Below are 25,036 nucleotides of genomic sequence, written 5' to 3'. Positions count from 1 at the left end.
ATCAACCTGCGGTCAGTGTTCGATACAGGTCGACATACCGCTGCGCCATTACCTTGGCGGAAAAACGATTGACGAAAACGTCACGTATAGCCTGTCGATCAAGTTCAAGTACCTGACGGGTAGCGACCACAGCCTCTTGTTCGCTATTGATTATGAAGCCGGTGACGCCATGTTCAACCACTTCGGGGACGGAACCACAATTCCAGGCGATAACCGGTGTACCGCAAGCCATTGCCTCTATCATGACTAATCCGAATGGTTCGGGCCAATCAATGGGAAATAACAAGGCTCTGGCGTTTCCCAGGAAGTCGGATTTCTCATGATCTCCTATCTCTCCGATATATTCGATGCCGGGAAGTGTAAGCAAAGGACATATGCGCTGTTCGAAATATTCACGATCAGCGGCATCGACTTTGGCGGCGATCTTTAACGGCAACCCGGCAGCGAGGGCAATGTTGATTGCACGATCGGGGCGTTTTTCAGGAGATATTCTCCCCAGAAACGCCAGATAATCCCCTGAACTTCGACGCAGGCTAAAGCTGGTATGAGACAAACCGTGATAGATCGTGTCGATCCAGTTTGCATCTGGCAGTGGCGTACGCTGATGTCGGGAGATGGATACAAGAGGATAGCGATGCCATCGCGTATAGGCACCCTCAAGATCTTTCATATCCAGCCTGCCATGAAGGGTGGTCAATACCTTGTGCGCAATATCTTCAAAAAAAGGGAAGTGCAGCAAGTCAACGTGAAAATGCAAGACATCGAACTCGCCAGCTCGGTGCTGTACTTCAGAAAGCAAGCTTAAATGACAGGCAAGTTCAGATTTCAGCGGCGTTTGATCCAGTCTCAACGCTTGATCGCGACTCGTCACCAGGACGCCAGCCGTGTGTGACCCATTGGCGGCGAACAAGGTGACTTCGTGTCCCAGTTCTACCAAGGCATCTGTCAGGTGTGCAACGACCCTTTCGGTACCCCCGTACAGCGAGGGTGGGACGGACTCATATAACGGAGCAATTTGCGCTATTTTCATGATGGCCGTCCCGCTGTTGATTCATGACCTTGCGTCACCGTGAAAGTTAGACCTTTATATTGCCGGGTTAAGTTTTACGGCTACGACAAGCGGCACCCTTCATAGGCAAGTTAACGATTATTTGCTGCCATGATAGATTCCCTGATTCACGTCGACTGGAAGACAGCCAGGGTAGCGCTGGATTCTTCTCGTCCGAGCCTCATTCAAAAGCGCTGATTTTCGAGTGCTGCCATCGATGGTGTTTTGCAGCTGCGGTGAGGGAAATTGTTCCTCCAGTAAAGTGATATGTTCCAGCGCCTCTCTAAACAGGTGTTTTGCCTTTTCCTGCAGCTGCAAATAAACAAGAAACATTTCGCTGTCGAAATCACTGCGGTCAAGGAGATCGAGCGCTGACCGGTTGATGGCGTTCGCTTCCTCGAACAGCTTTCGGTTCTGCTCCATCGCTACGCGGCGGCAGGCAATAATCTGGTCGGCTGAATAGTTCGACATGATGGTTTCCACCTTCAAATCATCCCTGTCATTTAGCGGATCGCCCACATCCTGAAATGGGTGTCGGTTTCGGTTCACTAAAATTCAGACCGTGCGATCGGCAGGGATTATCAAAGAGGTTCTATTTAAAAAATCGATTATTTGCAGGGGCCGATTGCTGCCTGTGGCGACGTCAACAAAACATGAGCAAGCCAGGGCGTAATACCCTGGCAGATAGCAGATGTCCTCGCCGTTACAGCCAGGCTTTGATTTGCGTGCACACGGCTTGAGTGGAGATGCCATAACGATCATGCAGCGTCGGCAAAGCACCGGCATCGAGGAACGCGTCGGGCAAGGCAATCTGCCTGAAGGTGGGCGTCACCCCGTTGCGCAGCAGCACCCCGGCAACGGCTTCGCCCAGTCCCCCAATAATCGAACTGTTTTCTGCGGTGACCACCAGTCGACCTGACTTCCTTGCCTCGGCAAGAATGGTTTGCTCATCCAATGGCTTGATCGTCGGCACGTGCATCACGGCGACATCGATGCCGTCCGCTTGCAGTTCCTTGGCCGCTTCCAGTGCGCGCATGGTCATCAGGCCTGTAGAGATGATCAGCACATCGTTGCCGGTGCGCAGGGTCTTTGCCTTGCCGATCTCGAACTTGTAGCCGTACTCGTCCAGCACCAGCGGTACGTTGCCGCGCAGCAAACGCATGTACACCGGCCCCTGATGCGCGGCGATGGCGGGCACGGCCTGCTCGATTTCCAGGGCATCGCAGGGGTCGACGATCATCAGGTTGGGCATGGCGCGGAAGATGGCCAGGTCGTCCGTGGCCTGGTGGCTGGGGCCGTAACCGGTGGTGAGGCCGGGCAGGCCGCAGACGATCTTGACGTTGAGGTTTTCCTCGGCAATCGCCATGCAGATGAAGTCGTAGGCGCGGCGTGAGGCGAACACAGCGTAAGTGGTGGCGAAAGGTACGAAGCCTTCGCGGGCCATACCGGCGGCCGCACTCATCAGCAGTTGCTCGGCCATGCCCATCTGATAGAACCGGTCGGGATGGGCCTTGGCGAAGATGTGCAGGTCGGTGTACCTGGACAGGTCGGCGGACAGGCCGACGATGTCCTGACGCTGATCTGCCAGCGCGGCTAATGCATGCCCGAAAGGTGCCGATCTGGTGGCCTGGCCTTCCGAGGCAATGGAGGCGATCATCGCCGAGGTGGTCAGGCGTTTCCTGGTCGGTTCGGCAGTCGAAGTCGGAGTGTTGGCTGCATTGCTCATTGGTTTTTTCCTTCTTCAAGATTGTTCAGTGCCAGATCCCATTCGTGTTCTTCCACGCGGATGAAGTGCGTCTTTTCCCGGGTTTCGAGGAAGGGCACGCCTTTGCCCATTTTGGTGTCGCAGATGATCACCCGCGGCTGAGTGCCGGAATGATTGCGCGCGGCATCGAACGCGGTGACCAGCGCCTCCAGGTCATTGCCGTCGACGCGCTGGGTGAACCAGCCAAACGCTTGCCAGCGATCGACGATGGGTTCGAAGGACAGGATTTCACTGGAGTAGCCGTCGGCTTGCTGGTTGTTGACGTCGACGATGGCGATGAGGTTGTCGAGCTTCCAGTGCGATGCCGACATCACGGCTTCCCAGGTCGAGCCTTCATTCAGTTCGCCGTCGGACAGCAAGTTGTAAACGAAGGAAGGCGAGCCTTTGCGCTTGAGGCCCAGGCAGGCACCCACCGCGATGCCCAGGCCCTGACCCAGCGAACCACCGGTGATTTCCATGCCCGGCGTGTAGGCGGCCATGCCCGACATAGGCAGGCGGCTGTCGTCTGCGCCGTAGGTTTCCAACTCATCGAGCGGGATTATTTCGGCTTCGATCAAGGCCGCGTACAGCGCAATGGCGTAGTGACCGATTGACAGGTAGAAGCGATCGCGGGCTTCCCAATCAGGGTCTTCGGGCCGATGGTTCAGGGCATGGAAGTAGGACACCGCCAGCAGGTCGGCAGCGCCGAGGGCCTGGCCGACGTAGCCTTGGCCCTGGACCTGGCCCATGCGCAACGCGTGGCGACGAATGTTGTGGGCGCGCTCCGCCAGGGTCTTGGGTGTTACGAATGAAGGATGGGCAGTCATGGTAATACTCCTGTGAATCAACGATTGACCAAGGCGGCGGGAATGCGCAGCACCAGGGTGGCACCGGCGAGCAGCACGCCAGTAATCAGATACATGCCGATGGCGCTGGAACCGGTCAGTGTGGTTATCCAGCCAATCAGGTAGGGCGAACAGAAACCGGCGAGGTTGGCGAAGCTGTTCACCGCTGCGATGCCGGCGGCAGCGGATACACCACCGAGCAGCGTGGTGGGCAGCATCCAGAACATCGAGGTGGCGGACAGGATTCCGGAAGCGGCCAGGCAAAGACTCAGGATGGAGAGCATCACATTGCCCCCCATCAGGGCTGCCAGGCTCAGGCCGACGGCCCCGGCGATCATCGGCACGATCAGGTGCCAGCGGCGTTCGCGGTGTTTGTCGCCACTGCGTCCGGCATACAGCATGGCGGCAATCGCGCAGAAGTAGGGCAGGCTGGTCAGCAGGCCGATTTTCATCGGGTCGGACACGCCTGCATTACGCACCAGGGTCGGCAACCAAAAGGTGATTGCGTACTGTCCCATCACGACACAGAAGTAGATGGCTGCCAGTAACCACAGGCGACGGTCGCGGATGAATTCGCCAACAGAGGCGTGCGTGACTTTTTTCTGGTCATCCTCGGCCAGCTCGCGGCTGATCAGCGCTTTTTCGTCGTCGTTGAGCCAGCTGGCTTGATGCACGCCATCCTTCAGATAACTCAACACCAGCAGTCCAACCACCACGGTGGGCACGGCTTCGAGCACGAACATCCATTGCCATCCGGCCCAGCCGTGCATACCGGCGAAGTGAGTCATGATCCAGCCGGAGATCGGGCCACCGACCATGCCCGACAGCGGAATGGCGATGAACCACAACACGGTCATGCGCGCACGCCGGTAGGACGGGAACCAGTAGGTCAGGTACAGCAGCAGGCCCGGTGCCAGGCCGGCCTCTGCGATCCCCAGCAGAAAGCGCAACGCATAGAATTGCCAGGCGGTTTCGACGAAGGCGAACAGGGCAGAGACGATGCCCCAGGTGATCATGATGCGCGCGATCCAGACCCGCGCCCCGACCTTGTGCAGGATGATGTTGCTGGGCACTTCGCAGAGGAAGTAGCCGATGAAGAACATGCCCGCGCCCAGCCCGTAGACCGTTTCGCTGAGCGCCAGGTCATTCATCATTTGCAGTTTGGCGAAGCCGACGTTGACGCGATCGAGGTAGGCGCACAGGTAGCACAGCATCAGGAACGGCATCAGGCGCCACGCGGTTTTACGGTAGGCGTTGGAGCGCACGGTCGAAACCGCTTCGAGCGACAGGGTAGTCATTATGGTCTGATCTCTTGTTTTTATTGACCGCCAGGCGATCAAGCCCGGCTGCGTCGTCGATCCAGAACCGCACGGGCTTTGATGCCCGTCAGGTGTTGTCAGTGAATCAGCATGCCGCCGTTCACATCCAGGGTGATGCCGGTCAGGTAGGAGGATAGGTCGCTGGCCAGGAACAGCGCCGCATTGGCCACATCCTGCGCCTCGCCCAGGCGACCCAAGGGGATGCCGTCGATGATCGCGTGGCGGCGTTCGTCCTGCATCAGGCCGCCGGTGATGTCGGTGTGAATCAGGCCGGGGGCGATGGAGTTGACGCGTACCTTGTCCGGCCCCAGTTCCCGAGCCATGGCTTTAGCCAGGCCCAGCACGCCGGCCTTGGCGGCGCTGTAGTGAGGGCCACCGAAAATGCCGCCGCCACGTTGAGCGGAAACCGACGACATGCACACGATGCTGCCGCCCGCCTGCTGGCGCATCAGTGGAATCACTGCCTGGGACATGAGCAAGGTACCGCGCAGGCTGACGTCCAGCACCTTGTCGTAATCGCAAGGGCGGATGTCGAGCGTCTTGAGGGGTTGGGTGATGCCGGCGTTGTTGACCAGGATGTCGATGCGGCCGAAGTGCTCGATGATTTTTGCGACAGCCTGCTGCACCTGGGATTCGTCGGCGACGTTGGCGGCCAGGCCCAGATGGCCTTCGCCCAGGGAAGCAGCGGCATCGCGTGCGGCGGCTTCGTCCAGGTCGAGGATCACGACACGAGCACCTTGTTGCGCGAAGGTGGTCGCTGTAGCGCGGCCGATGCCACGTGCGGAAGCTGCACCGGTGATGATCGCGACTTTGCCTTGAAGAAGCATGGAAGAGTACCTCTGATTGTTTTTATTGGGTCGATCCACGAAGAACCGATGACTCAGCTTGTGCTCCAGACAAACCCTGAGCAATAACGCGAATGTCACTCGATGCTGAAAAAAATTCAGCACTCGCCAACCAACTCTGCCAATGTTTGAATAGCTGGACGCCCGGCCCAAGCCACTTGCAGCGGAATAACAATAATCATGAGTTCACCTGGCGATGCCCCCCCGATTCTTCCACCCCTGAAAGCCATTCAGGCCTTTGAACAGACGGCACGCTTCGGCAACGTCGCCCGCGCCGCCGAACTGCTTGACCTGACGCCCTCGGCGGTCAGTCACCAGTTGGCCAAACTCGAGGCCATGATCGGCCGGCAGCTGTTTCTCAGAACGGCCAGGGGCGTGACCTTGACCCCGGTGGGCGAGCAATACCTCACCGAGGTTTCCGGCATCCTGCACAGCCTCGCCGTGGCCACCGAACGGGCCACCAGCGATGTCAGCCTCGACTGCCTGCGACTGCACTCGTCGCCCAGTTTCGGCCTGTTGTGGCTGATGCCGAGACTGGAGCAATTTCGCCAGAGTCATCCCGATATCCAGCTCAATCTCTCGTGCTCCTACGAATCGCTGCATTTCAGCCGCGACAAGATCGATGTAGATATCCGCCACGGCATGCCCAACTGGCCCAGCTATGAAGTACGGACGATACGCAATGAAAAGATTGCCGTGCTGGCGTCCCCGAAGCTGCTGGAAAAACGCCCCATCCGGGCCGTCGCGGATTTACTGGACTGCAATCTGATCCTTTCGGAGGCCACGCTGATCAAGTGGCCGCAGCTGTTTGCCCAACATGGCCTGTCACGCCCGGAAAAACCCTACACGCTCAGCTTTGACCGCTCCTACATGACGCTGGAGGCAGCCAACCACGGGCTTGGGTTTGCCTTGGAAAGCACGCTGCTGGCGCAGGACTATCTGGCGCGTGGCGCGCTGGTCGAGGTAGCGCCGGATTTGAGTGCGTCAATCACTGCACACCATCTGGTTTTCCCGAGAGCCCATGCAAACTTCCCTCGGGTGAGAAGATTTCTGGAGTGGATGCAGAAGGAGTTGGGGCATGACTTCAATTACTGATCTCGATGTCGTGGTACACCACACCAGCATCTCGGCAGAGTGACTGCCGAGTGTCTGCTTCTGGCCGATGTATGCCTGTCGCCAACGTCAGCTCGCGCGATAGGAAGCAACCGGCCAGAACCAGTCGCATGAGAGGGGATAAAAATCTGGCCTCTATTCGCTGTGACTCTGTTCCTTGGACTCGCTTACGAATTACGACCAGGCAGCATGCTTTTCAACACCTCATCTTTTTCAACGAAGTGATGCGTGAGCGCCACGAGGGCGTGTCCTCCCACCAAGGCTCCGCATAGCCAAGCAACATAGGTATGAATCGATTTTGCCAAGTCATAAAGCGATTGGTCAGGACCGACCATAGGCGGTAACTGAAAAAGCCCGGCCACGAGGATGGGTTTATCCGCCACAGAGCTCCAATACCAGCCAGAGAGTGGTAGGCCGATTAGCGCCATTGCGTAAAGCATCAAGTGACCAAAGAAAGCCCCCCGCTTCATTAACGGGCTCATCGCCGCGGGCAATGCCGGCACGGGGTGAGTGAGCCTCCATGCGATACGCACGACAATCAAAAACAGCAGCGTACTCGCCATCGCTTTGTGCAGGAATGTCAGCTCATGATGCGCATTGAACTCATCACGCCAGTGAGTGGCCAGAATGCCAATGAACCAGGCACCGATCCAGAGCAACGCCATCCCCCAATGCAGCCACTTCGCGGTACTGGTGTAACTCTCTGCTTTTGCCATCCCGTTAACCCTTTCAGTTCAATCGTGGATGGATTATTGCCTCGATAACCTATCGAAAAAAAATGATAATTACTGCTTATAAAAATCGAATAGCTCGATGAATTCCATTCAGAACCCCCGGCTGCCAAGCTTTCCCACCTTCAAAAGAGAGGGTACTTATGCTGGATAGCCCAGCAGGATGCTACTCGCCGTCCTGTCGCCACCAAGGGAGAAGTCAGAGGGCCTGGCCCTTGGCTATGAAATATGAGTTCACGAACGTTGCAGTGTGCTGCAAAGACTGACGTATATCCGGTTTGGCTATTCCATGCCTGTTGGAAAATTGCTCGACCGCCGCTGTATCAAAACGAGTGGTCTGGATAAAGTCCAGGGCTTCGGGTTTTGTATTCAAAAACCGCGCGACGGGAGGAATACTCAGAAGCAACTTCAGCAAGCGCAGTGAAATGTAATGCTTGGGAGACTTTAAGCCCAAAGGTTGGGCCACCTGCACGAGGAGTTCTCGCAAGTTGGGCGTTTGCTCATCAAGCGCCAGCAGTTCCTGGCCCACCATGGCAGGATCAAAAGCACAAACCGCCACCAGCTCAACCAGGTAATCCACGGTGACCAGTGGCAGCCAGTGCTTGGCGGTACCGGGCACTGCAGTCAGCTTTCCCTGCACAAGGTTGCGTATCAGCTCCACCAGCGGCTGACCATCAAGGATATGCCCCGTGCGGCTGTGGCCACAAACTGTCGCGGGGTGGACAACGGTAATCTCCCCGCCCTTGGCGGACATGACCTCCAGGGTCGCAAAATGCGCCTCCAGCTTGCTCCCCTCGTAACCACCGACATGTCGGTAGACCGCAGGCCAATTCGTCAGCTGCGGATATCGAGGATCAATTCCGATGCGTTGCAGATGTTCATGATTTTTCAGCATGTAGCCGCCGATCATCACTAATCGACTCTTTTGCTCAGCCGCCAACAGCGCCACGCGCTTTGCCCCATCCACATTCACTGCACGAGAATGCTCCACTGAAAGTCCCCATGCGAAGTGGGCCCCCAGGTGGAATATGACTCTGGCGTGCCTTAGCACTTCTCGGTCCGCAAGACTCAGCCCGAGGTTGTCCCGTTCCAGATCGCCAGCTACGGCAAATACCCGGGTTGCGCACCCTCCCAAATTGTCGACTTGCTCGCGCAGTGCGGCCAGTCGCTCCGGGCGACGCATCAACACCCGAACGGTGTGACCTTTGGCACTCAGGTACGCCACCAAATGTTGACCGATAAAGCCGGTCCCCCCCGTGACAAAGCACTCCACGCTCATTTCCCTGCTCCTTGTTGAAGGTGAAAAATCAAGCGTAAACTATCGACCCAACTCTACAGTCAAGCGGTGTTTTCATGAAAATCGGCGAACTCGAGGCCCGCAGCGGCGCCAGCCGCCATACGCTGCGTTACTACGAGCAAATCGGCCTGATCTCACCGCTGCGGCAAACCAACAACTATCGCGTTTACACAGTGCAGACTCTGCAGGATCTGGACTTTATCCAGCGCGCGCAAAGCATGGGGTTTTCCCTGGGGGAAATAGGCGAGATTCTGGATGCGCAGCGGAACAAGCTGATCGATTGTGCTGACGGCGCGAAGCTGATTGAAAAGAAGATGGCAGAAATCAAACAGAAAATCGCCAACCTCCAAAGCATTTATCGGTATCTGGATGAAGAGCGTGCAACCCTCGAAGCCAGTGCTGCCAGGCAACTTGAGCTTCAGCAGCTGAGCAACGCTTCCAACTGAACACTGAGGACTGGTAGGCCGAGCGAATCGGCTAAAGTTTTATCACGCAATTAGTTTGGCGGAGTATTTCTGCCCCTCTGCGCTGAGCAAATAGTCATCGACTTGCTGGTTTATAAAGCGGTGTACGTAAAGCGCGCATAGACGACCTGTTCGATACGCACATGCAAAAGAGTGTCCTCGCGCGCCTGCCCACACTACGCAGGAGTGAAATCGAGCAGTGCTTCTACATAAGTGACAACCGGTTCAATCACGCAAGACGTGATGCCCCGACGCATACGTTGCTCCGGATCTGCGGGACATACGATGTCTGCCTTGGTCGTTTTCTGATCCTGGTGACGGGCAAAAATCGACCAATAGCGGACGGTGCATGACGAGGCGGTTTTACATTAAGTGCTCGCGGAGAAAATCGATGAAGGCCATCGTCCGCGCTGAACGTCGCCGCTCACGACTGAGCACAGCGCTGACAGGCAGTGCGGTGGTCTGATAATCGTCAAGCACGGTACGAACGCTGCCCTGTTCGACGTCAGGTGCGAACAGCCATTCTGGAGAAAGGGAGATACCCAAGCCGGAGAGAACCATTTCACGGATGGCCTCGCTGCTATTGCTGGTGACGTTGCCTTTGATGGCTACATCGAGCTCTTGCGCAATGTGCGTGAAATGCCAACTGTCGTAATGCTCCAGCAATGTGAAACCGATGCAGTTGTGGCCTGTCAGCTCATTGGGCTCGCGTGGCAGGCCGTGTCGATCCAGATAGGTGGGTGCGGCATAGACCCGCCGTGTGCTGGTACCCAGTGGCATTGCCACCAATCCCTCGCTCTTCACCGCACCAATCCGGATAGCCAGGTCGATGTTTTCCTTGAGCAGATCTTCGTTTTGATCGCTCAGCCGCAGGTCGATCCGGACATCTGGATGGCGCTGCAGGAAAGTCCCTATGAGCGGTGCTATGCACAACCTCCCATAGCTGACCGGTGCAGCGACTCGCAGAGGGCCGGCAATCTGCTCCTGACCGCTGGTAAAGCTGCGAGTGGCGGTTTCGAGGTGGCCGAGGATTTCCTGGCAGTGGCTGTAGAAGCGTTGCCCTTGGTCGGTCAGGGCCAGGTACCGGGTGCTGCGGGCGAACAATGGCCCGCCCAGATACTGCTCCAGAGCGCGCACCTGCTTGCTCACTGCCGGCTGCCCCATGTTCAGCTCGCGGGCAACTGCAGAAAACGACCCGCGCTCCACGACACGTACAAAGATGTGCATGCTGTCGAACAAGTCCATCGGCGATTAGACCTCTTTGTGGAATAAGTTATATGCAAATTTAGTTTCTTATCGGAATGATGAACGTGCGGCAATCTGTAAGCGTCCACTTAATCAGAGGTTCCCCATCATGAATCAGTCCATGCTCGCCGCTATCGCCGAGTCCGCTCAGGCCCCTCTGGCTGTCCGCCAAATCGATCGCCCTGTACCCGCTAAGGGGCAGGTGCTGGTCAGGGTTCACGCGGCAGGAGTCAACCCTCTCGATACCAAGATCGCCGCCGGCGCAGGGGCTCACGCCCGCCAGGCGCTGCCCGCAGTGCTCGGCCTGGATCTCGCCGGCACGGTCATCGAGCTGGGCGAGGCGGTTGATGGTTTCACCCTGGGCCAGGAAGTCTTCGGTATGCCCGGCGGGATCGGCGGTGCCCAGGGTACTATGGCCGAATACATTGCCGTGGATGCCCGGCTGATCGCGTCAAAGCCGACCACTCTCGACATGCGTGAGGCGGCTGCATTGCCTTTGGTATTCATTACCGCATGGGAAGGTTTGGTAGATCGTGCCAATGTCCGTGCCGGTCAGCGTGTGCTGATTCATGGCGGCGCAGGTGGGGTCGGTCAAGTGGCTGTGCAACTGGCCAAGGCTCGCGGTGCCGACGTCTACGCCACCGGTTCGGCGGCGAGTCTGGACTTCATTCGCTCGCTGGGGGCTACGGCCATCGACTATCAGGCACAAAGCGTAGAGGACTATGTCGAGCATTATACGGCTGGTGAAGGTTTCGACATCGTCTACGACACTGTAGGCGGCAGCACGCTGGATGCGTCATTCAAGGCCGTGAAGCCTTATACCGGGCACGTGCTGAGCTGCCTGGGTTGGGGGCAACACAGCCTGGCGCCGTTGTCGTTTAAAAGTGCAACCTACTCGGGTGTATTCACCCTGGCGCCGTTGCTCACCGGCAAAGGACGCGAACACCACGGCGCTATCCTGCGCGAGGCCGCCGCGTTGGCCAATGCCGGTCAACTGACGATCCGCGTGGATCAACAGCACTTTGAGCTGCCAGAAGTCAACGAGGCGTTTCGCCAGGTCGCGGAAGGTCGCGGCAAGGGCAAGACGGTAATCCAGTTGGTGAATGAATAGTCCCAAGTGATCTAAAGCTCATTCAGTACAAACGGCCAGAAGCGTCCGCTTTTGGCCGAGGCTGTGTAAAAACGTTTTTCAGTGGGACAGGTACTCAAAACCGGATTGAAAATCGCGCTTCTACGCGAAATCCACATCTGCTGACGTGCCGATAAATTTAAGATTTAACATAGACGCGCACACTTCAATTTTGGCGAAGCGTTTTTACACACTTTGGGCCGAAAGCTGCCAGTTGTAATTAACGCGGTCCGCGCTTCCAGTCATTAGAAAGGAAAGCGGGCGCTGGTCCCGCCGCTCCGGCCACCCATACCGGGCCAACACCTGTGCTTGAGTCGCGACTTCCACATCAGACCGCGATTCTCTTGGGCGTGAAACCAACGCCATCTGCACTTTGCCCCGCTGTACCCTGTCGCTGAGCGTATAGCTCGGCGCCGTCAGCACCCGGAGCACCACGTTCGGCCACGCCGCCGTAAAGCCCGGCAAAATGTCGCGGATCACATTCGCCGCATACTCGTCTGGAACTCCCAGCGTTATCTGCCCGAGCGTGAACGGGACAAACAGCTACATCGAAACTCGCAGTAGGTCGACCTTTCCTGGCCTATTGCAGTGACCAGGGCTGGTGGCTATCGGTCACACTCGGCTGCCCACTCACTGCGATTTTTTTGCCCAGGCGCCGAAGATCATGTCTCCGATATAGATACCTTCAGACTGGGTGCGCTCATCGTCTAACCGCGCTTGCAGGGTTTCTATTTCGACCTCTTCTGCGGTGGCGACGCCGTGCGCAAGGATTCGCGGCAGGCAGGCTCGTACGATATGTCCCAGCGCGTACGGGCTGCTGGGTGTTTGTATCAGGCATTCTCCACGTACCGCTTCCACGGTTAAACCGGCCTGGGTAAAGATGCGATGAAGGTTGAAGCCGATATGCAGATCAGCCCCTTCATGCTCGATCATGCGTTGTATCCAGCCCTGGGCCCGTTTGTGTAGCGGAAATCCGTCCAGGCTCGCGGGAACCAGAGTGGTGTCATGCTCTTGAAATACGAGAGTGCCTCCAGGCCGCAGGTGTTGCACAAGTGCTCGTACAGCAGCGACGGTATCAGCCTGATACATCAACACCCGCCGACCAACGATTGCGTCAAACACGCCAAGCGACTCGGCAAGCCCGAGCAGATCGCTATCGATAAACGTAGGCTGGGCATGGTCCGGTGGCGCGATGCGTTGACGCGCAATGGCAAGTGCGCTGGCGTCGTGATCCGCACCAACCACCGCCCCGGTGCTGCCGACCAGGCGCGCAAGCAAGTACGTGACATCGCCAGAACCACAGCCGACGTCCAGTACGCGCATCCCTTCGCGGATGCCGGCATCGGTAAGCAGGCGCTCGGTGAAGTCCGGTGTAGTGTTCGACATGGCAAAGCTCCGCAGGCGTGCTGCAAATTTGGGTGATGGGAGGGGGGCTGCAATAATCGCGTTGGCGCCATGGGTGCTAGACGCAGACCTGCACATTCAGTGGGTGGTACCTAGCGTGGAGCAATAGACCCATCCGCTTTTTCTGCCGCAACAGGCGCGTAACTTCTGCGCACGGTAAACGCGAAAACCAGGCCGCCCACGTACATCAGTACGCCATAGATTGCGGCAGGGACAACCAGCGCATCGTCTCGCAACACCGTGCTGCCGATGACGATGGCCAGTGTGGCGTTCTGCATCGCCGTTTCTATGGCAATGGTGACGGCCTGACGGCGTTCCAGGTGCCCCAGTTTGGCCACTACAAAGCCGAGGATCAGCATCAGTACGTTGAGTGCCAGGGCCAGTGGTGCCACCGTGCTAAAGTTCTGTTCGACCAGGCTCCAGTTTTTCACCAGCGCGCCGACTACGATGATCGCGAAAGCCATCGTCGATAGCCGTGTCGCCAGCGGTTCGAAGCGCTGCGCCGCGTGCGGCCAAACGCGGCGAGCCAGCATGCCCAGCGCGACCGGCAATCCGAGCATTGCGAAGACTTGAATCATCATGAAGCCAACCGGAAAGTCGATTTGCTGGTGCGCGCCCAGAAAATGCCCCATGGCAAGGGTCACAATCAACGGCAACGTGATGATGGTCATCAGGCTGGCGGCGGCGGTAAAGCTGAGCGCCAGAGCCACATCTCCGCGGGCGATATAGGTCAGCAGATTGGACGTCGTACCGGTCGGGCATGCCGCAATCAGCATAAAACCGACGGCGATTGCGCCCGGCAGTGGAAACATCGAGAGCAAGGCAAAACACACCAAGGGCAGCAGAACGAAATGGCAGGCGAAGCCGAGCAGGAATGCGCGTGGTTGTGCGGCGATCCTCCGGAAGTCGGCGGGCACCAGGCCCAGTCCGAGCGAAAACATGATTAATGCCAGCAACAGCGGCATCAGTACCGTCGCGAGTTGGTCACCAGGCAAGGCAGTCTCCCAAGCGCCGTCGTTGGGGCGCGATTGTTGTGATCAGGGCGTTGAAGCGTGGGCGCAAGACGGCGCTGTCAGCTTCGGTTAGATGCCATATAGATGCTGCGCTTGGGCGTCGCCATCACCCGGCGTAGCAGGGGTTCGAAAAACTCCAGTGGCAGTGTATGTGCGGTCGGGTCGAAAGCCGCGGCATCATATTTTTCGCAAAACTCGACCGTTCGCTGGTACAGGTCAGGCAGGTGCGAAAAACGATCACGTGAGTGACGGTCCAGACCGAGGTGCTCGAAAAAATAATAGCCTTGAAACAACCCGTGGTTGGCAATCATCCAGTGATTTTCCGTGCTGACAAATGGCTGCAGGATGACCGCCGCCATGTCTGCGTGATTGTAGCTGGCGAGCGTGTCGCCAATGTCGTGCAGCAACGCGCACACCACGTACTCCTCATCTTTGCCGTCGAGGTGCGCCAGGGTCGCTGTTTGCAGGCTATGGGTCAGCCGGTCTACGGCGAAACCACCGTAGTCACCACTCAGCAGGCGCAGGTGGTCAAGCAGGCGATCGGGTAGTTTAAGCGCATGCAGTTTTTGCTCGTCTGCAGCTACGGGCGATTTTTCGAAACGAGGTGTTTGGGCAGCAGCGCTCTTTCATCGAGCATTTAGAGCAGTCTGTTTGCCGGGATCGAAAGATGATGGTGTCGGCTTTCGTGACATGTGAGCGCTGGTTCTTGAAGGCCCGCCACTCGCTACGCAGGGCGTGCCCTGTGGGGCAACGATATTCCTGCGCTTCTTCACGCCATTGAAAATCACTGATCGAGATGCTCTCGTTCTTACGCTCGGTTTTGTCCCAAACCGGCACATGCGGCTCGATTTCTTTTTCGTCGACCATCCAGGCCAACATCGGTGCGGTTCCATATGCGGTATCGCCGATGAGCCGATCCGGCTTGATATCGAAGTGCTCTTCGACCCGCTCAATCATGGTCTTGGTGCTCTCGACCTCGGCGGTTCGATGAGCTGGCGTTGGTTCCACATCCATGATCACGCCATGCTCGACATCAATCAGGTAGTTCGTCGAGTACGCGAAGAACGCCGGGCCCCCTGGCGCTGCGGTCCAACGAGAAAGCGGATCAGTCAGTGACAGGCAGAACCAGCGATATGCCAGGTTCAAATGAGCCTCTTCGCACAACCTGCGTTCGGAGCGAATGCCGTAGCAGTAACCTACGATCAGCAGGCAAATCATCAGTTCAGGATCAATCGAAGGACGCCCGATTGGGCTATAAAAGTCGGCGAGGTAATGGCGTAGATCGCTTAGATCGAGGCATCGATCAATGTTGCGCAGGAGGTGATTGGCTGGGATGTGATCTTCAATGTTGAACGAGTAGAACAGTCTCTCTTGCCCACTCGACAATTGTCCCATCATGCTGCGAATCCCCCGCTGGCCGATGACCTGATTTTGCCGCAGGCCAGGCAGGAGATCTACTTTTTCAACAGAATCGGCCGGTTTCTGCCTGTCGTGACCGGCAGAAGTCGACCCAAACTCGGCCTTCACCGACCGCGGTTACGGCCAGAAACGGACACTTACGGGCGGACGGGGCCATTGATTGAGTGCAAATTTAGTAGATGCAAAAATTGAAGAGAAAATGAAGGCACTGCTGTGAGCAATTAAGAGCCGTTCCATCCGCACAAATCTGACAACTATTTACCGCTGAACTACGCTGCGATACGTACCACTGACCTGTATTTTGTGGAGCAAGGAACTGGCGCATGCTAAGCAGGTTGATCGCAACATTGTTGATTGTCTTAGGAATGTTCTGGTCTGTCCTCTTAAGGGCCGAAGACACTCCGAGACCGGTTGATGCTCCAGCCGTCGAACTGAAAATCGCCAATCGCAGCATCATGGTGTTCCGCGCTACGTTGCTGGGCGAAGCCCCCGAAACCCGGGTCAAGAGGGCGAAAACCGCAATCAATGAAGCCCTGGATGATGCTGACGATCTGCGTGTTACTCTCGATTCGATTCAGAATAGTTATCTGGTGCTGCTGGGCGCCAAGCGTGCCTTTATCGTTTCGCCCCAGGATGTCGATGCAACTGAATATGAATCGGTGCAGCAGGCCGCTGAAGCGGCAGCTGAAAAACTCCGTCAGGTTGTAACCGAAACCCACGAAGCGCGCAGCTTGCGCCTGATTCTGCGGTCCTTGGTGGCGACAGCGCTTGCCACCGGTATTTTTATCGCTTTGCTCTGGGGCATGGCGTATCTGCGCCGTAGATTGCTGAGGAAACTGCCTGACTTGATGCATCGGCACACTCAAGCGTTGAAAGTCGGGCGTGTGCAGTTGATCGATGCCAATTACCTCTATCCGCTGGTTAGTCGTTTGCTCGGGGTGCTGCGCTGGCTCGTCGTTTTGCTGCTCACCTATGAATGGTTAGGGTTTGTCCTGTCGCGCTTTCCTTATACCCGACCCTGGGGTGAAAGCCTCAATAACTACTTATTGGAACTCGTCGACTATTTGCTGCAAGGCGTAGTCGGGGCCATCCCAGGCCTGGGCGTGGCGGTGGCCATTTTCTTCATTGCCCGGGGTATAACGGCTTTTGCTCGGCGGATTTTGCGGCGCATGGCGACGCCCGGTACTTTCAGTTGGCTGAATCATGAAACTCTGCAACCCACCCAGCGCCTGACTTCGCTGGCGATCTGGCTGTTCGCATTGGCCATGGCCTATCCCTATTTGCCCGGTGCCGGTACAGATGCCTTCAAAGGCTTGTCGGTACTGATCGGTTTGATGATTTCGCTCGGTGCCTCCAGTGTGGTCGGGCAAGCGGCAGCCGGCTTGATCCTTACGTACACCCGCACCTTGCGGCCGGGGGAGTTCGTGCGTATTGGGGAATACGAAGGCACGGTGACTGAATTGGGGATGTTTACAACACGCATCCGAACAGGGCTGGGGGAAGTGTTGACGCTGCCCAATTCGATGATTACCGCAACCGTCACCAAGAACTATTCGCGTGCTGTGCAAGGCCCCGGTTATGTGGTCGATACGGTGGTAACCATTGGCTATGACACGCCGTGGCGCCAGGTGGAGGCGATGCTGCTGGAAGCCGCCAGGCGCACGCCGGGTGTTCTCGAAGAACCGCCCGCCCAGGTGTTCCAGACCGCTTTGTCCGACTTCTATCCCGAATATCGACTGGTGGCCCAGGCCATTCCAAGTCAACCCCGGCCGCGCGCAGTGTTGCTCAGCATGTTGCACGCCAATATTCAGGATGTATTTAACGAGTACAGCGTGCAGATCATGTCCCCGCACTATCTGGGCGATCCCAGCGAAGAGAAAAAGGTACCGAGGGACAAGTGGTTTACCGCACCCGCGCAAGAATCGAAGGAATTTGACGGCCATTGAAGGGAGTTCACACAATGCTTGAGTTTCTGCTTCATGCGTTGCGTACCGATCCGGAAATTGCGGTGTTCCTGGCCATCGCACTGGGCGTATTCATCGGTCGCATTCGTATCGGCAGTTTTCACCTGGGGTCGGTGGCGGGCGCTCTCTTGATGGGACTGTTGATCGGCCAGATCGGCCTGGAAGTACCGACTGGTTTGAAGTCAGTATTTTTTGTGATGTTCATCTACGCCGTCGGCTTCAAGAGTGGGCCAGAGTTCTTCGGCAGTCTCAACCGCGGTACGTTGAAGCTGGTGGTGCTGAGCGTAGTGCTGTGCGCAACCGCTCTCGGCTCGATTTTGTTGATGAACGCGATATTCGACTTCGATGCCGGTTTCACCGCCGGGCTCGGTGCCGGTGCGCTCACCGACACGGCGATCATGGGCACCGCCACCAGTTCGATCAATCAGCTGGCGATCGATGCCGCGGCCAAGGCGCAGCTCAACAGTCACATGGCAATTGCCTATGCGATCACCTACCTGTTCGGCACCGTCGGCCTGATCGTGTTTGTCGGCAGCATTGCGCCGAAGCTGCTCGGCGTGGATCTGCGCGCATCGGCTCGGGAACTGGAGCTGGAACTGGGCATTGCCAAGGACGAGGAGGCGATCACCGTACCCTACACACGTATGGTGGTTCGCGCGCATCAGGTGGCGGGCAACAGTGCCGCGAATGGACTGAGCATTGCCGACTTTGAAAAAATGCACGAGTCTCTGACAATCGAACGGGTAGTGCGCGATGGTCTGATTATCGAGCGTGATGAAGGTTTGACCCTCAAGGTCGGCGACATCGTCGGAGTCTACGCCTTGCGTGAAGTCGTTGGCCCGCTGTCGCAGTGGGTGGGGCCGGAGATCGACCATGCCGAATCCCTTTCGTTTCCGACCCGCGAGGTCGATATTGTCCTGACTTCACCGGAGTTTGCCGGCAAGACCATTCACCAGGCCAAATCCCGGTTGGAAAATACGCGGCGCCTGGGCTGCTTTATCATCTCCATTACCCGCCAGGGCTACGAATTGCCGTTGCTGCCCAATACCGTGTTGCGTCGGGGCGACGTGCTTAAGCTGACTGGCCGCACCGCCAGCGTCGAGGCACTGGCCAAGCGCTTGGGGCGGATTCGTGAGAGCAACTACAAAAGCGATATTGCCGTGCATACGCTCGGGATGGTCTTGGGTTCATTGCTGGGGTTGTTGTCCACGCATGTAGGGATGATCCCGGTGGAACTCGGCATCGGCGGTGGCGTGTTGGTCGCCGCGCTGTTTATTGGCTGGTATAACTCGCGCCACCCGGAAGTCGGCGCATTGCCGCCGGCCGCGCAATGGGCGTTCTCCGAGTTCGGCTTGACCGCCTTCGGTGCGGTCGTCGGTTTGCTTGCGGGCCCGGCGGCGTTCGCCGCCATGCGCGAGCAGGGCCTGGCACTGCTGTTGTCTGGCGCTGTGGTGACAATTGTGCCGCCGCTGGTGGCACTGTACTTCGGTCGTTACATCCTGCGCCTGCACCCAATGATCCTGTTCGGTGCCCTGGCCGGGGCGCAGACCGAGGCGGCGTCGATGAACAAGATCATCGAACAGTCCGGCAGCAACACCCCGGTGATCGGCTTTACCGTCTGCTACGCGATTTCCAACGTGCTGCTGGCGGTGTGCGGGCCGATCATCGTGTTTGTGGTGGCCGGCTGAGGGGCTGGCCTAGAAGCCACTTTCGCGCATGAACACCGCCATCACATGGGTGGCGCCGTCGGCCAGCAGGCTGCGGCGCTCGCCTTCGATTTTCAGGTGACCACGGGTTTCGCGCAGGGCCGGCAAGGGTTCGTCGAGCTGGATCAAGACCTGGAACAGCGCCGCACTGGGAATCAGCGAGTGTTCTGCGTTCGTGGTCGGCACCGGCCCGCCATAGCGCGAAGACAGCATGCGGTGAGACAGCTGGCTGGCCCGGGTGCTGCCGATCTGCAGCACATGCCCGCCAAGCGGCGTAGTCTGGCCGTCCGGGTAGAAACGCACGCGATCGCCAGCAGCCAGGCGGTGTACCTGATCCTGGGCGACATAGGCATCCACCTGCCAGCTACGCGGATCGATCAGGATGCCCATGGGCTCCTGACGACCGATCCACTGGCCGGCTTTCCAGTCGGGATTGACGTCCAGCCAGACCCCGGCGAAGGGCGTTTGCAGATTGAGCCGGGCGATTTCCGAACGGGCGGCCCGGGCTTCTTCGAATTGTACGTTGAGGCGCTGGCGGGTTACCGCATCTTCGGCGAGGCCGCCGGGATCGGCCAGCAGCCCGGACAATCGGGCTTCGTAGCTGCGCGCGTTGGCTTCACTGCTGCGCAGGCGTGAGGCGATGTCCGGCTCATCGAGCACCATCAGGGTTTCCCCGGCCTTGACCAAACCTTCGGAATGGATTGATTGCAGGCGCGCCGGGTAGGGCGCATAGACCCGCAACTGTTGCTCGGCGCGGGCCACGCCCACGGCGTCGATCTGGCTGCGCCAGGGCATTGCCAGGCTGATCAGCAACAGTGCCAGTGCCGCATAAAACAGTACTTTGCGCCGGGGCGGGACGCTCGCGCGATGTTGCCACCAGTGGCTGAGTTCGCGCACCACCGGCAGGGCGATAAACCAGGACAGTTCGACCATGAACAAAATGATCCCTAACAGTTTGAAGAAGAACAGGTAGACCGCCAGGGCAATCCCCAGGAACAGCACCAGGCGATACAGCCAGGTCACGATGGCAAAGGTCACCAGCAGCCGCCGTTGCCCGGTGGGAAAGGTTTCCGGCCATGGCTCCTGCAACCCCAGCAGGTTGCGCCGCAAGGTGACGCGCGCCAGCGCCGAGGAGCGCTCGTGCAGGTTGGGGAAGTCGAGCAGGTCGGAGAGGATGAAATAACCATCGAACCGCATGAACGGACTGGCGTTAAGGGCCAGCGACAGCAGCCAGCTGGTGGTTGCCAAGTAGAGCAGGGCGTTCCGCAGGGCGCCCGGATCGCAGATGGCCCAACCCAGGGTTGAGAGCCCGGCCAGAGACAGTTCGGTGACGATACCGGCCGAGGCGATGGCCAGGCGTTGTCGCGAACGGCTGAGCTTCCAGCTCTCGCCGGTGTCGGTGTAGAGCATCGGCCACAGCACTACGAAGGCGATGCCCATGTGCCCAACGCGCAACCCCAGCCGCGTCGCCACCAGGGCGTGCCCCAGTTCATGCAGAGTCTTGGCGACGATCAGCGCCAGGGCAAAACTGAACAGGCCCTCGGTGGAAAACGACTCGACCACCGCATGGGTAAACACGTCCCACTGCTGCAGGACCAGAATCACCCCGAGCAGGCTCAGGCTCAACACCAGCAGACCGGTGAGCGGATGGAACAGCCAGCCGAGCATCCCGGCCAGGCGTTGCAGCGGTTGTTGCGGGTGCAGCAGTGGAATGCGGAAAAACAGGTAGTGATGCAACCACCAGCGCCAGCTCAGCCAGCTGCCTTGTTCGCCCTTGGCTTTCAAGCGTTCCAGGGCTTCGGGACCGGAGCGCAGCAACTGGTGCTGTTCAAGGAATTGACGGAAGTCGAGGACCTGTTCGACCGCAGGCTTGAGCGCTGTGACTTCGGCAATTTGTTCGCTGATCTGCCGTGGTGACTGGCCCCAGCGCAGCAGGCACTCGAATTCCAGCCAGCCAATGCGGTAGAAGCGGTTGATCACTGTGTCCTGGATGACCCAGGCCGGTTCGCCGTCGCTGCCATCGGCCGCTTCGCTAAGGCGCAGGTCTTCTCGCAGGGGCGGCAGGGGCAGGTCTGCGGGGTCGTTCATCACCAGCCACTCCACGCCCGCAGCGTCGCCAGCGGTCGGCGTAGCAAGTAATAACCGAGCATCACCCGCCCGCCATAGAGCTTGGCGGTGCCGTGCAGGCCGAGGCGCGCATGTGCAGGCTCACCTTCAATACTGGCCAGCAGGCGGTAGGCGACCACACCTTCATCGCTGGGGCGGGCCTGATAGCTGGTTTCGAGGATCTTGCCCTTGAGCGGTGTCAGCGGGTAGGCGGTGAGAAACAGGGTGACTTCGGCCCCTGGTTCCAGGGCAATGGCGTCCGCCACCGCCAGCTGGATCAACATGGCCGGCTGGCTCGGATCGGCCACCTGCATGATGCGCTCGCCAGTCACTACCGGCTTTCCCAGCCAGTCGTTGGGATCACTGAACACCGCCACGCCGGCCCGCGGTGACAGCACCTGGGTACGCTTGAGCTGTGCCTGTACCGCCGCCAGTTCCGCCCGGCGTTGTTGCGCGCGGCCTTCGAGCAGGGTCAGTTCGTTCTTGCTCTGGGGGTTGTCGAAGGCCCGCTGGCTGGCGGCGAGCAGCTCGGCGTCAGCCACCATGACTTCCTTGCCCAGGACCTCGGCACGACTGCGCAGCGTTGTTTCGTCGAGGACGAACAGCGGCGTGCCGGAGTCCACCGGCTGGTTGGGGCGAACCTGGATCTGTTCGATCACCCCGTCGATGGGCGAGCTGATGATCTGTGCCTGGCGCGAGACGATCTCTGTCGGCGCCAGGGCAGTTTGCCGCACGGGCAGCAAGAGCAGGGCGCCCAGCACGATCAGGCCCAACAGCAGTTGCTTGCGATTGGGCCACCAACGACCCAGGCGCCGGCGCCGGCTCAGCGCCGCCCAGCAGTAGCCCCAGGTGTTGACCAGGCCCTTGAGGTGCGGCCAGAACATCGCTGGCGGCTCCTGTTCCAGCAGCAGGATCAACAGGCCGAGACGTTGCCCACCACGGTCCTCGACCGGCACGCACCACAAGCCCGCCGGCCACCACTCGTTCCAGCCTTCGGCTATTTCCTCGGGTGCGCTGACCTTGTCCTGGCTCAGCCACACCGGCTCGCCCGCGGGCACCTGAGCCGCCAGCCAGCGACTGGCGCGCCGCAACCAGACCAGGTAAGGCGAATCCTCGCTGGGCCGCGCCAGACCGGAAACATTCAACAACTCCAGTGACGAATCGCGTTGGGCAAACACCAGTGCTTGATGAAACGGCAGCAGCGGGTACAGGTCGTTGGCCATGCTGAAGGCCAGGGCGGGCAGGGTTTCGGCCGCCATGGCCTTGTCACGCAGGGCATCGAGTTGCAGCAGCAGATTAGGGTGCGGCAGTGGCTCGTTCATGGTCATGGCTGAGCACTTTTCTGCTGCGCCGTTTCCTCGTTGAACCGTGCGGTGCCGCTCATGCCGGCCATCAGGTCGGGGTATTTTTCGTCGAGGCGTGCTTCGAGCTCGACGGTCTGGGCCACGGCATCGACCCGGGAGTTTATGGCGCTGACATGGGCCGGGTAGGTTTTCCCGGTTTCATGGATGCTGACTTGCAACGGCAGGCCGGGCTTGAGGGCTTTGAGCAGGTTGGACGGTACGTTCAGGCGTACTTTCAGGGCGCCGTCGCTGACCAGGTCGAACAAGGGCGTGCCGGCGGTGACGGTCTGGTACGGCTTGACGTAGACCTTGGCGATGCGCCCGGAGAACGGCGCCAGCACCTGGCAGTAACCGCTCTGTGCCACGCCCATGGCCCGGGCGCCCTCGGCCTTCTGCACTTCGGTATTGGCCGTGGACACTTCGATGTCGCCCACGGCATTGAGCTGGCGCAGTTGCTTCTTCGCTTCGAGGTTCTGTTTGGCCATGGCCAGTTCGGCCACGGCGACCTTGCTGCGGGCTTCGGCCTCGTTGCAGTTGAAGCGCGCCAGCACCGCGTTTTTGCCGACATGCTCGGCGAAGCCGGTCTTCAGCTCGCCGAGGGTGCCGGTCATCTGGCTCGACAGGGTGGTTTCCAGTTCCGCGGCCAGCAGCACGCGAATGGCACTGGCACCTTCCATTGAGGGGGCCATTGAAGGGGCCGACGGTGTGTCGTCGGCGTTGACGGGCAGGATCAGGCAGGCCAACAACAGGGCCCCGCAACGGGACTCAAGGGCGGTTTTGTGCATTCGGCGTTCCTTGCTGAGAGATGAGCAGGCGTTGCTGTTCTTGTTCGTTCAAGGTGCGCTGGATTTCCCGGGCCAGGGTCTTGACGTCGTGTTTTTCGATTTCAGTGGGCAGCACATCCAGGCCGACCGAGTTGTACAAGCGGCCCCAGGCCGCCTGGGCACTGGAGAACGCCGCTTCGCGCTGATAACGCGAGAGCAGGTAACGACCTTCGGAGCGAATCACTTCAAGTTCGGAACCCAGCGCGCCGGTCTTGGCCGCAGTGGCATAGTCGAGCAGGCTGCGATCGACCCGCAGGCTGTCTTCGGTGAACTCGACTTCCTGGCGCGCCAGTTGATAACGCAGGGTGCCGACCCGCACCTGGGTGAGGATCGCCATGGATAGCGCCACGCGGCGGGTATCGTCGGTTTCGCTCTGGGACTTCTGGGCGGCATTGAGCGACGGCAGTTGCAACAGGCGCAGCAGGTTCATCGAGACTTGCAGGCCGGTGGCGTTCCAGTCGTTGTTGTACAGGTATTTGTTGGAGTCGTAGCGGTAGCCGAAATCGACGCTGACGTTGGGCCACAGCTGCGCCTTGGCGATGTCCAGGTCTTTCTGGTTGACCCGCTTGCGGTACCACTCTTCCATGATTTCCGGGCGATGTTCGAGCGACAGCTGCTCCAGCTGCGCCATGCTCTGGCGCACCTCCGGCAATGGCGGGTCCGGCATGTCGGCGAGGACCATTTTCGCCCCCGGTGGCAGCGACATCAGCGCGGACAGCTCGGCCTGGGCGAACTCCAGGTCCTGGCGGCGCACGGTCAACAGGTAGATCGAGTCCAGCAGGGCACGCTGATAGGCGAGGATTTCCTGGCGCGGCAACAGGCCACGGGTCTCGGCTTCCCGGGCCGAAGTCAGGGCGGTGTGGGTGCGCATCAGCAGCTTGTCCACTTCCGGCAGCAGGCGCTGGGCGCCCAAGGCGCGCCAGTAGGCGTTGCGCACATCCTGCAGGACGTTCTGCGCGACTTTGCGCCGGCGTTCCTCGGCCATGAGGATCTGGTCGGACTTCTGCTGGGTGCGGTAGTAGGCCACGCCGAAGTCCAGCAGGCTCCAGCTCATGCCAAGGCCATACAATTCGCGATAGCGCTCTTCGGAAGTGGATGCACGCAAGCTGACCTGACGGTCTTCGATGCCGATCGAGGTACCGCCGGAGTCATTGTTGCGCCCGGCATAACCGGCCGAGGCGACCAGGCGCGGCAGCATTTCATGGCTGGAGACGTCGCGCAGGTCCGACGCGAGGGCGCTTTCCATCAGCTTGAGGCGGTAGTCGAGGTTGTATTTCAACGCCCGGGCTGCCGCTTCGTAAAAGGTGATCGGCGCGGTCACCGGTTCCTGGCCGGAATACATGCGCGTCTGGTCGGCAATGATCCGCTGGCGGTTCTCTTCGTCGGTAGCAGGCTTGGGCTCCAGCGACGAACAGGCACTGAGCAGCAGGGCAGAGGCGATAGCGGTACTGAGAAACCGGGTCGCATTTGTTGGCAT

20 protein-coding genes and 3 pseudogenes are annotated in these 25,036 nt (G+C 59.1%); 5 read left to right on the top strand and 18 right to left on the bottom strand.

What is annotated here, in order from left to right; genetic code table 11:
• Position 1: 1 nt before the first annotated feature.
• The 6 genes from ACM6I6_RS28920 to ACM6I6_RS28895 form a co-directional block, all read right to left on the bottom strand.
• Entirely contained in the window at positions 2-1,030 is a 1,029-nt protein-coding gene (locus ACM6I6_RS28920) for a glycosyltransferase family 4 protein (RefSeq protein WP_414921134.1), read from the bottom strand.
• A 117-nt stretch (positions 1,031-1,147) separates the two neighbouring features.
• Complete coding sequence (locus tag ACM6I6_RS28915; protein WP_414921133.1) at positions 1,148-1,519, bottom strand: hypothetical protein; 372 nt, start codon at positions 1,517-1,519, stop codon at positions 1,148-1,150.
• A gap of 232 nt (positions 1,520-1,751) precedes the next feature.
• Complete coding sequence (locus tag ACM6I6_RS28910; RefSeq protein WP_274076433.1) at positions 1,752-2,774, bottom strand: transketolase family protein; 1,023 nt, start codon at positions 2,772-2,774, stop codon at positions 1,752-1,754.
• Complete coding sequence (locus ACM6I6_RS28905; RefSeq protein ID WP_414921132.1) at positions 2,771-3,619, bottom strand: transketolase; 849 nt, start codon at positions 3,617-3,619, stop codon at positions 2,771-2,773. The genes ACM6I6_RS28910 and ACM6I6_RS28905 overlap by 4 nt, the downstream gene beginning before the upstream one ends.
• Positions 3,620-3,636: 17 nt before the next feature.
• Positions 3,637-4,935, bottom strand: coding sequence for an MFS transporter (locus ACM6I6_RS28900; protein ID WP_274076435.1), 1,299 nt, complete (start codon positions 4,933-4,935; stop codon positions 3,637-3,639).
• A gap of 98 nt (positions 4,936-5,033) precedes the next feature.
• Positions 5,034-5,783, bottom strand: coding sequence for an SDR family NAD(P)-dependent oxidoreductase (locus tag ACM6I6_RS28895; protein ID WP_414921131.1), 750 nt, complete (start codon positions 5,781-5,783; stop codon positions 5,034-5,036).
• A 198-nt stretch (positions 5,784-5,981) separates the two neighbouring features.
• Here ACM6I6_RS28895 and ACM6I6_RS28890 point away from each other — a divergent pair, with 198 nt between their 5' ends.
• Positions 5,982-6,896, top strand: coding sequence for a LysR substrate-binding domain-containing protein (locus ACM6I6_RS28890; RefSeq protein ID WP_274076437.1), 915 nt, complete (start codon positions 5,982-5,984; stop codon positions 6,894-6,896).
• A 185-nt stretch (positions 6,897-7,081) separates the two neighbouring features.
• Here the strand turns inward: ACM6I6_RS28890 and ACM6I6_RS28885 are convergent, their stop codons facing one another.
• Positions 7,082-7,630: a cytochrome b gene (locus tag ACM6I6_RS28885; RefSeq protein ID WP_323628643.1), complete on the bottom strand. Its 549-nt coding sequence runs from the start codon at positions 7,628-7,630 to the stop codon at positions 7,082-7,084.
• Between the two features lie 214 nt (positions 7,631-7,844).
• Positions 7,845-8,924 (bottom strand): SDR family oxidoreductase, encoded by a 1,080-nt coding sequence (locus tag ACM6I6_RS28880; protein ID WP_414921130.1) that lies wholly within the window; start codon positions 8,922-8,924, stop codon positions 7,845-7,847.
• A 74-nt stretch (positions 8,925-8,998) separates the two neighbouring features.
• On the opposite strand from ACM6I6_RS28880, the gene ACM6I6_RS28875 reads away from it, so the two are divergent.
• Positions 8,999-9,388 carry a MerR family transcriptional regulator gene (locus ACM6I6_RS28875; RefSeq protein ID WP_323607716.1) on the top strand — a complete coding sequence of 130 codons (390 nt, stop codon included), beginning with the start codon at positions 8,999-9,001 and terminating at the stop codon, positions 9,386-9,388.
• A gap of 381 nt (positions 9,389-9,769) precedes the next feature.
• Here ACM6I6_RS28875 and ACM6I6_RS28870 read toward each other — a convergent pair whose 3' ends face one another.
• Positions 9,770-10,651: a LysR family transcriptional regulator gene (locus ACM6I6_RS28870; RefSeq protein ID WP_414921129.1), complete on the bottom strand. Its 882-nt coding sequence runs from the start codon at positions 10,649-10,651 to the stop codon at positions 9,770-9,772.
• Positions 10,652-10,760: 109 nt separating this feature from the next.
• Between ACM6I6_RS28870 and ACM6I6_RS28865 the strand changes: the two genes are divergently transcribed.
• Positions 10,761-11,762: a zinc-dependent alcohol dehydrogenase family protein gene (locus tag ACM6I6_RS28865; protein ID WP_414921128.1), complete on the top strand. Its 1,002-nt coding sequence runs from the start codon at positions 10,761-10,763 to the stop codon at positions 11,760-11,762.
• A gap of 377 nt (positions 11,763-12,139) precedes the next feature.
• On the opposite strand, the pseudogene ACM6I6_RS28860 reads toward ACM6I6_RS28865, so the two are convergent.
• The 5 genes and pseudogenes from ACM6I6_RS28860 to ACM6I6_RS28840 form a co-directional block, all read right to left on the bottom strand.
• Positions 12,140-12,302 (bottom strand): annotated as a pseudogene (locus ACM6I6_RS28860) (LysR substrate-binding domain-containing protein); the annotation flags it as partial.
• Between the two features lie 108 nt (positions 12,303-12,410).
• Complete coding sequence (locus tag ACM6I6_RS28855; RefSeq protein ID WP_414921127.1) at positions 12,411-13,166, bottom strand: methyltransferase domain-containing protein; 756 nt, start codon at positions 13,164-13,166, stop codon at positions 12,411-12,413.
• A gap of 110 nt (positions 13,167-13,276) precedes the next feature.
• Positions 13,277-14,179 carry a bile acid:sodium symporter family protein gene (locus tag ACM6I6_RS28850; protein WP_414921126.1) on the bottom strand — a complete coding sequence of 301 codons (903 nt, stop codon included), beginning with the start codon at positions 14,177-14,179 and terminating at the stop codon, positions 13,277-13,279.
• 77 nt (positions 14,180-14,256) lie between these two features.
• Positions 14,257-14,754 (bottom strand): annotated as a pseudogene (locus ACM6I6_RS28845) (HD domain-containing protein); the annotation flags it as partial.
• A gap of 10 nt (positions 14,755-14,764) precedes the next feature.
• Positions 14,765-15,595, bottom strand: a pseudogene (locus tag ACM6I6_RS28840) (transposase); the annotation flags it as partial.
• Positions 15,596-15,939: 344 nt separating this feature from the next.
• Between ACM6I6_RS28840 and ACM6I6_RS28835 the strand changes: the two are divergent.
• Both ACM6I6_RS28835 and aspT read left to right on the top strand, forming a co-directional pair.
• A complete protein-coding gene (locus tag ACM6I6_RS28835) occupies positions 15,940-17,562 on the top strand; it encodes a mechanosensitive ion channel family protein (protein WP_414921125.1) in 1,623 nt (540 codons plus the stop codon).
• Between the two features lie 14 nt (positions 17,563-17,576).
• Positions 17,577-19,268 (top strand): aspartate-alanine antiporter, encoded by a 1,692-nt coding sequence (gene aspT / locus ACM6I6_RS28830; RefSeq protein WP_414921124.1) that lies wholly within the window; start codon positions 17,577-17,579, stop codon positions 19,266-19,268.
• Between the two features lie 9 nt (positions 19,269-19,277).
• On the opposite strand, the gene ACM6I6_RS28825 is transcribed toward aspT, so the two are convergent.
• From ACM6I6_RS28825 to ACM6I6_RS28810, 4 genes are read right to left on the bottom strand one after another with little or no spacing between them, the layout of a single operon-like run.
• Positions 19,278-21,374 carry an HlyD family efflux transporter periplasmic adaptor subunit gene (locus ACM6I6_RS28825; RefSeq protein ID WP_408596527.1) on the bottom strand — a complete coding sequence of 699 codons (2,097 nt, stop codon included), beginning with the start codon at positions 21,372-21,374 and terminating at the stop codon, positions 19,278-19,280.
• A complete protein-coding gene (locus tag ACM6I6_RS28820; RefSeq protein WP_408596525.1) occupies positions 21,374-22,720 on the bottom strand; it encodes an efflux RND transporter periplasmic adaptor subunit in 1,347 nt (448 codons plus the stop codon). The genes ACM6I6_RS28825 and ACM6I6_RS28820 overlap by 1 nt, the downstream gene beginning before the upstream one ends.
• Positions 22,717-23,520 (bottom strand): efflux RND transporter periplasmic adaptor subunit, encoded by an 804-nt coding sequence (locus tag ACM6I6_RS28815; protein WP_414921123.1) that lies wholly within the window; start codon positions 23,518-23,520, stop codon positions 22,717-22,719. Before ACM6I6_RS28815 ends, ACM6I6_RS28820 begins: the two co-directional genes overlap by 4 nt.
• On the bottom strand, positions 23,501-25,036 hold the full coding sequence (locus ACM6I6_RS28810) for a TolC family protein (RefSeq protein ID WP_414921122.1): 1,536 nt from the start codon (positions 25,034-25,036) through the stop codon (positions 23,501-23,503). The genes ACM6I6_RS28815 and ACM6I6_RS28810 overlap by 20 nt, the downstream gene beginning before the upstream one ends.

The organism is Pseudomonas sp. IT-P218 (assembly GCF_949767605.1).
GTDB classification, from domain to species: domain Bacteria; phylum Pseudomonadota; class Gammaproteobacteria; order Pseudomonadales; family Pseudomonadaceae; genus Aquipseudomonas; species Aquipseudomonas putida_AE.
Note: the sequence above shows the minus strand (reverse complement) of the source record. Positions and strands in the feature narration are given on the sequence as shown.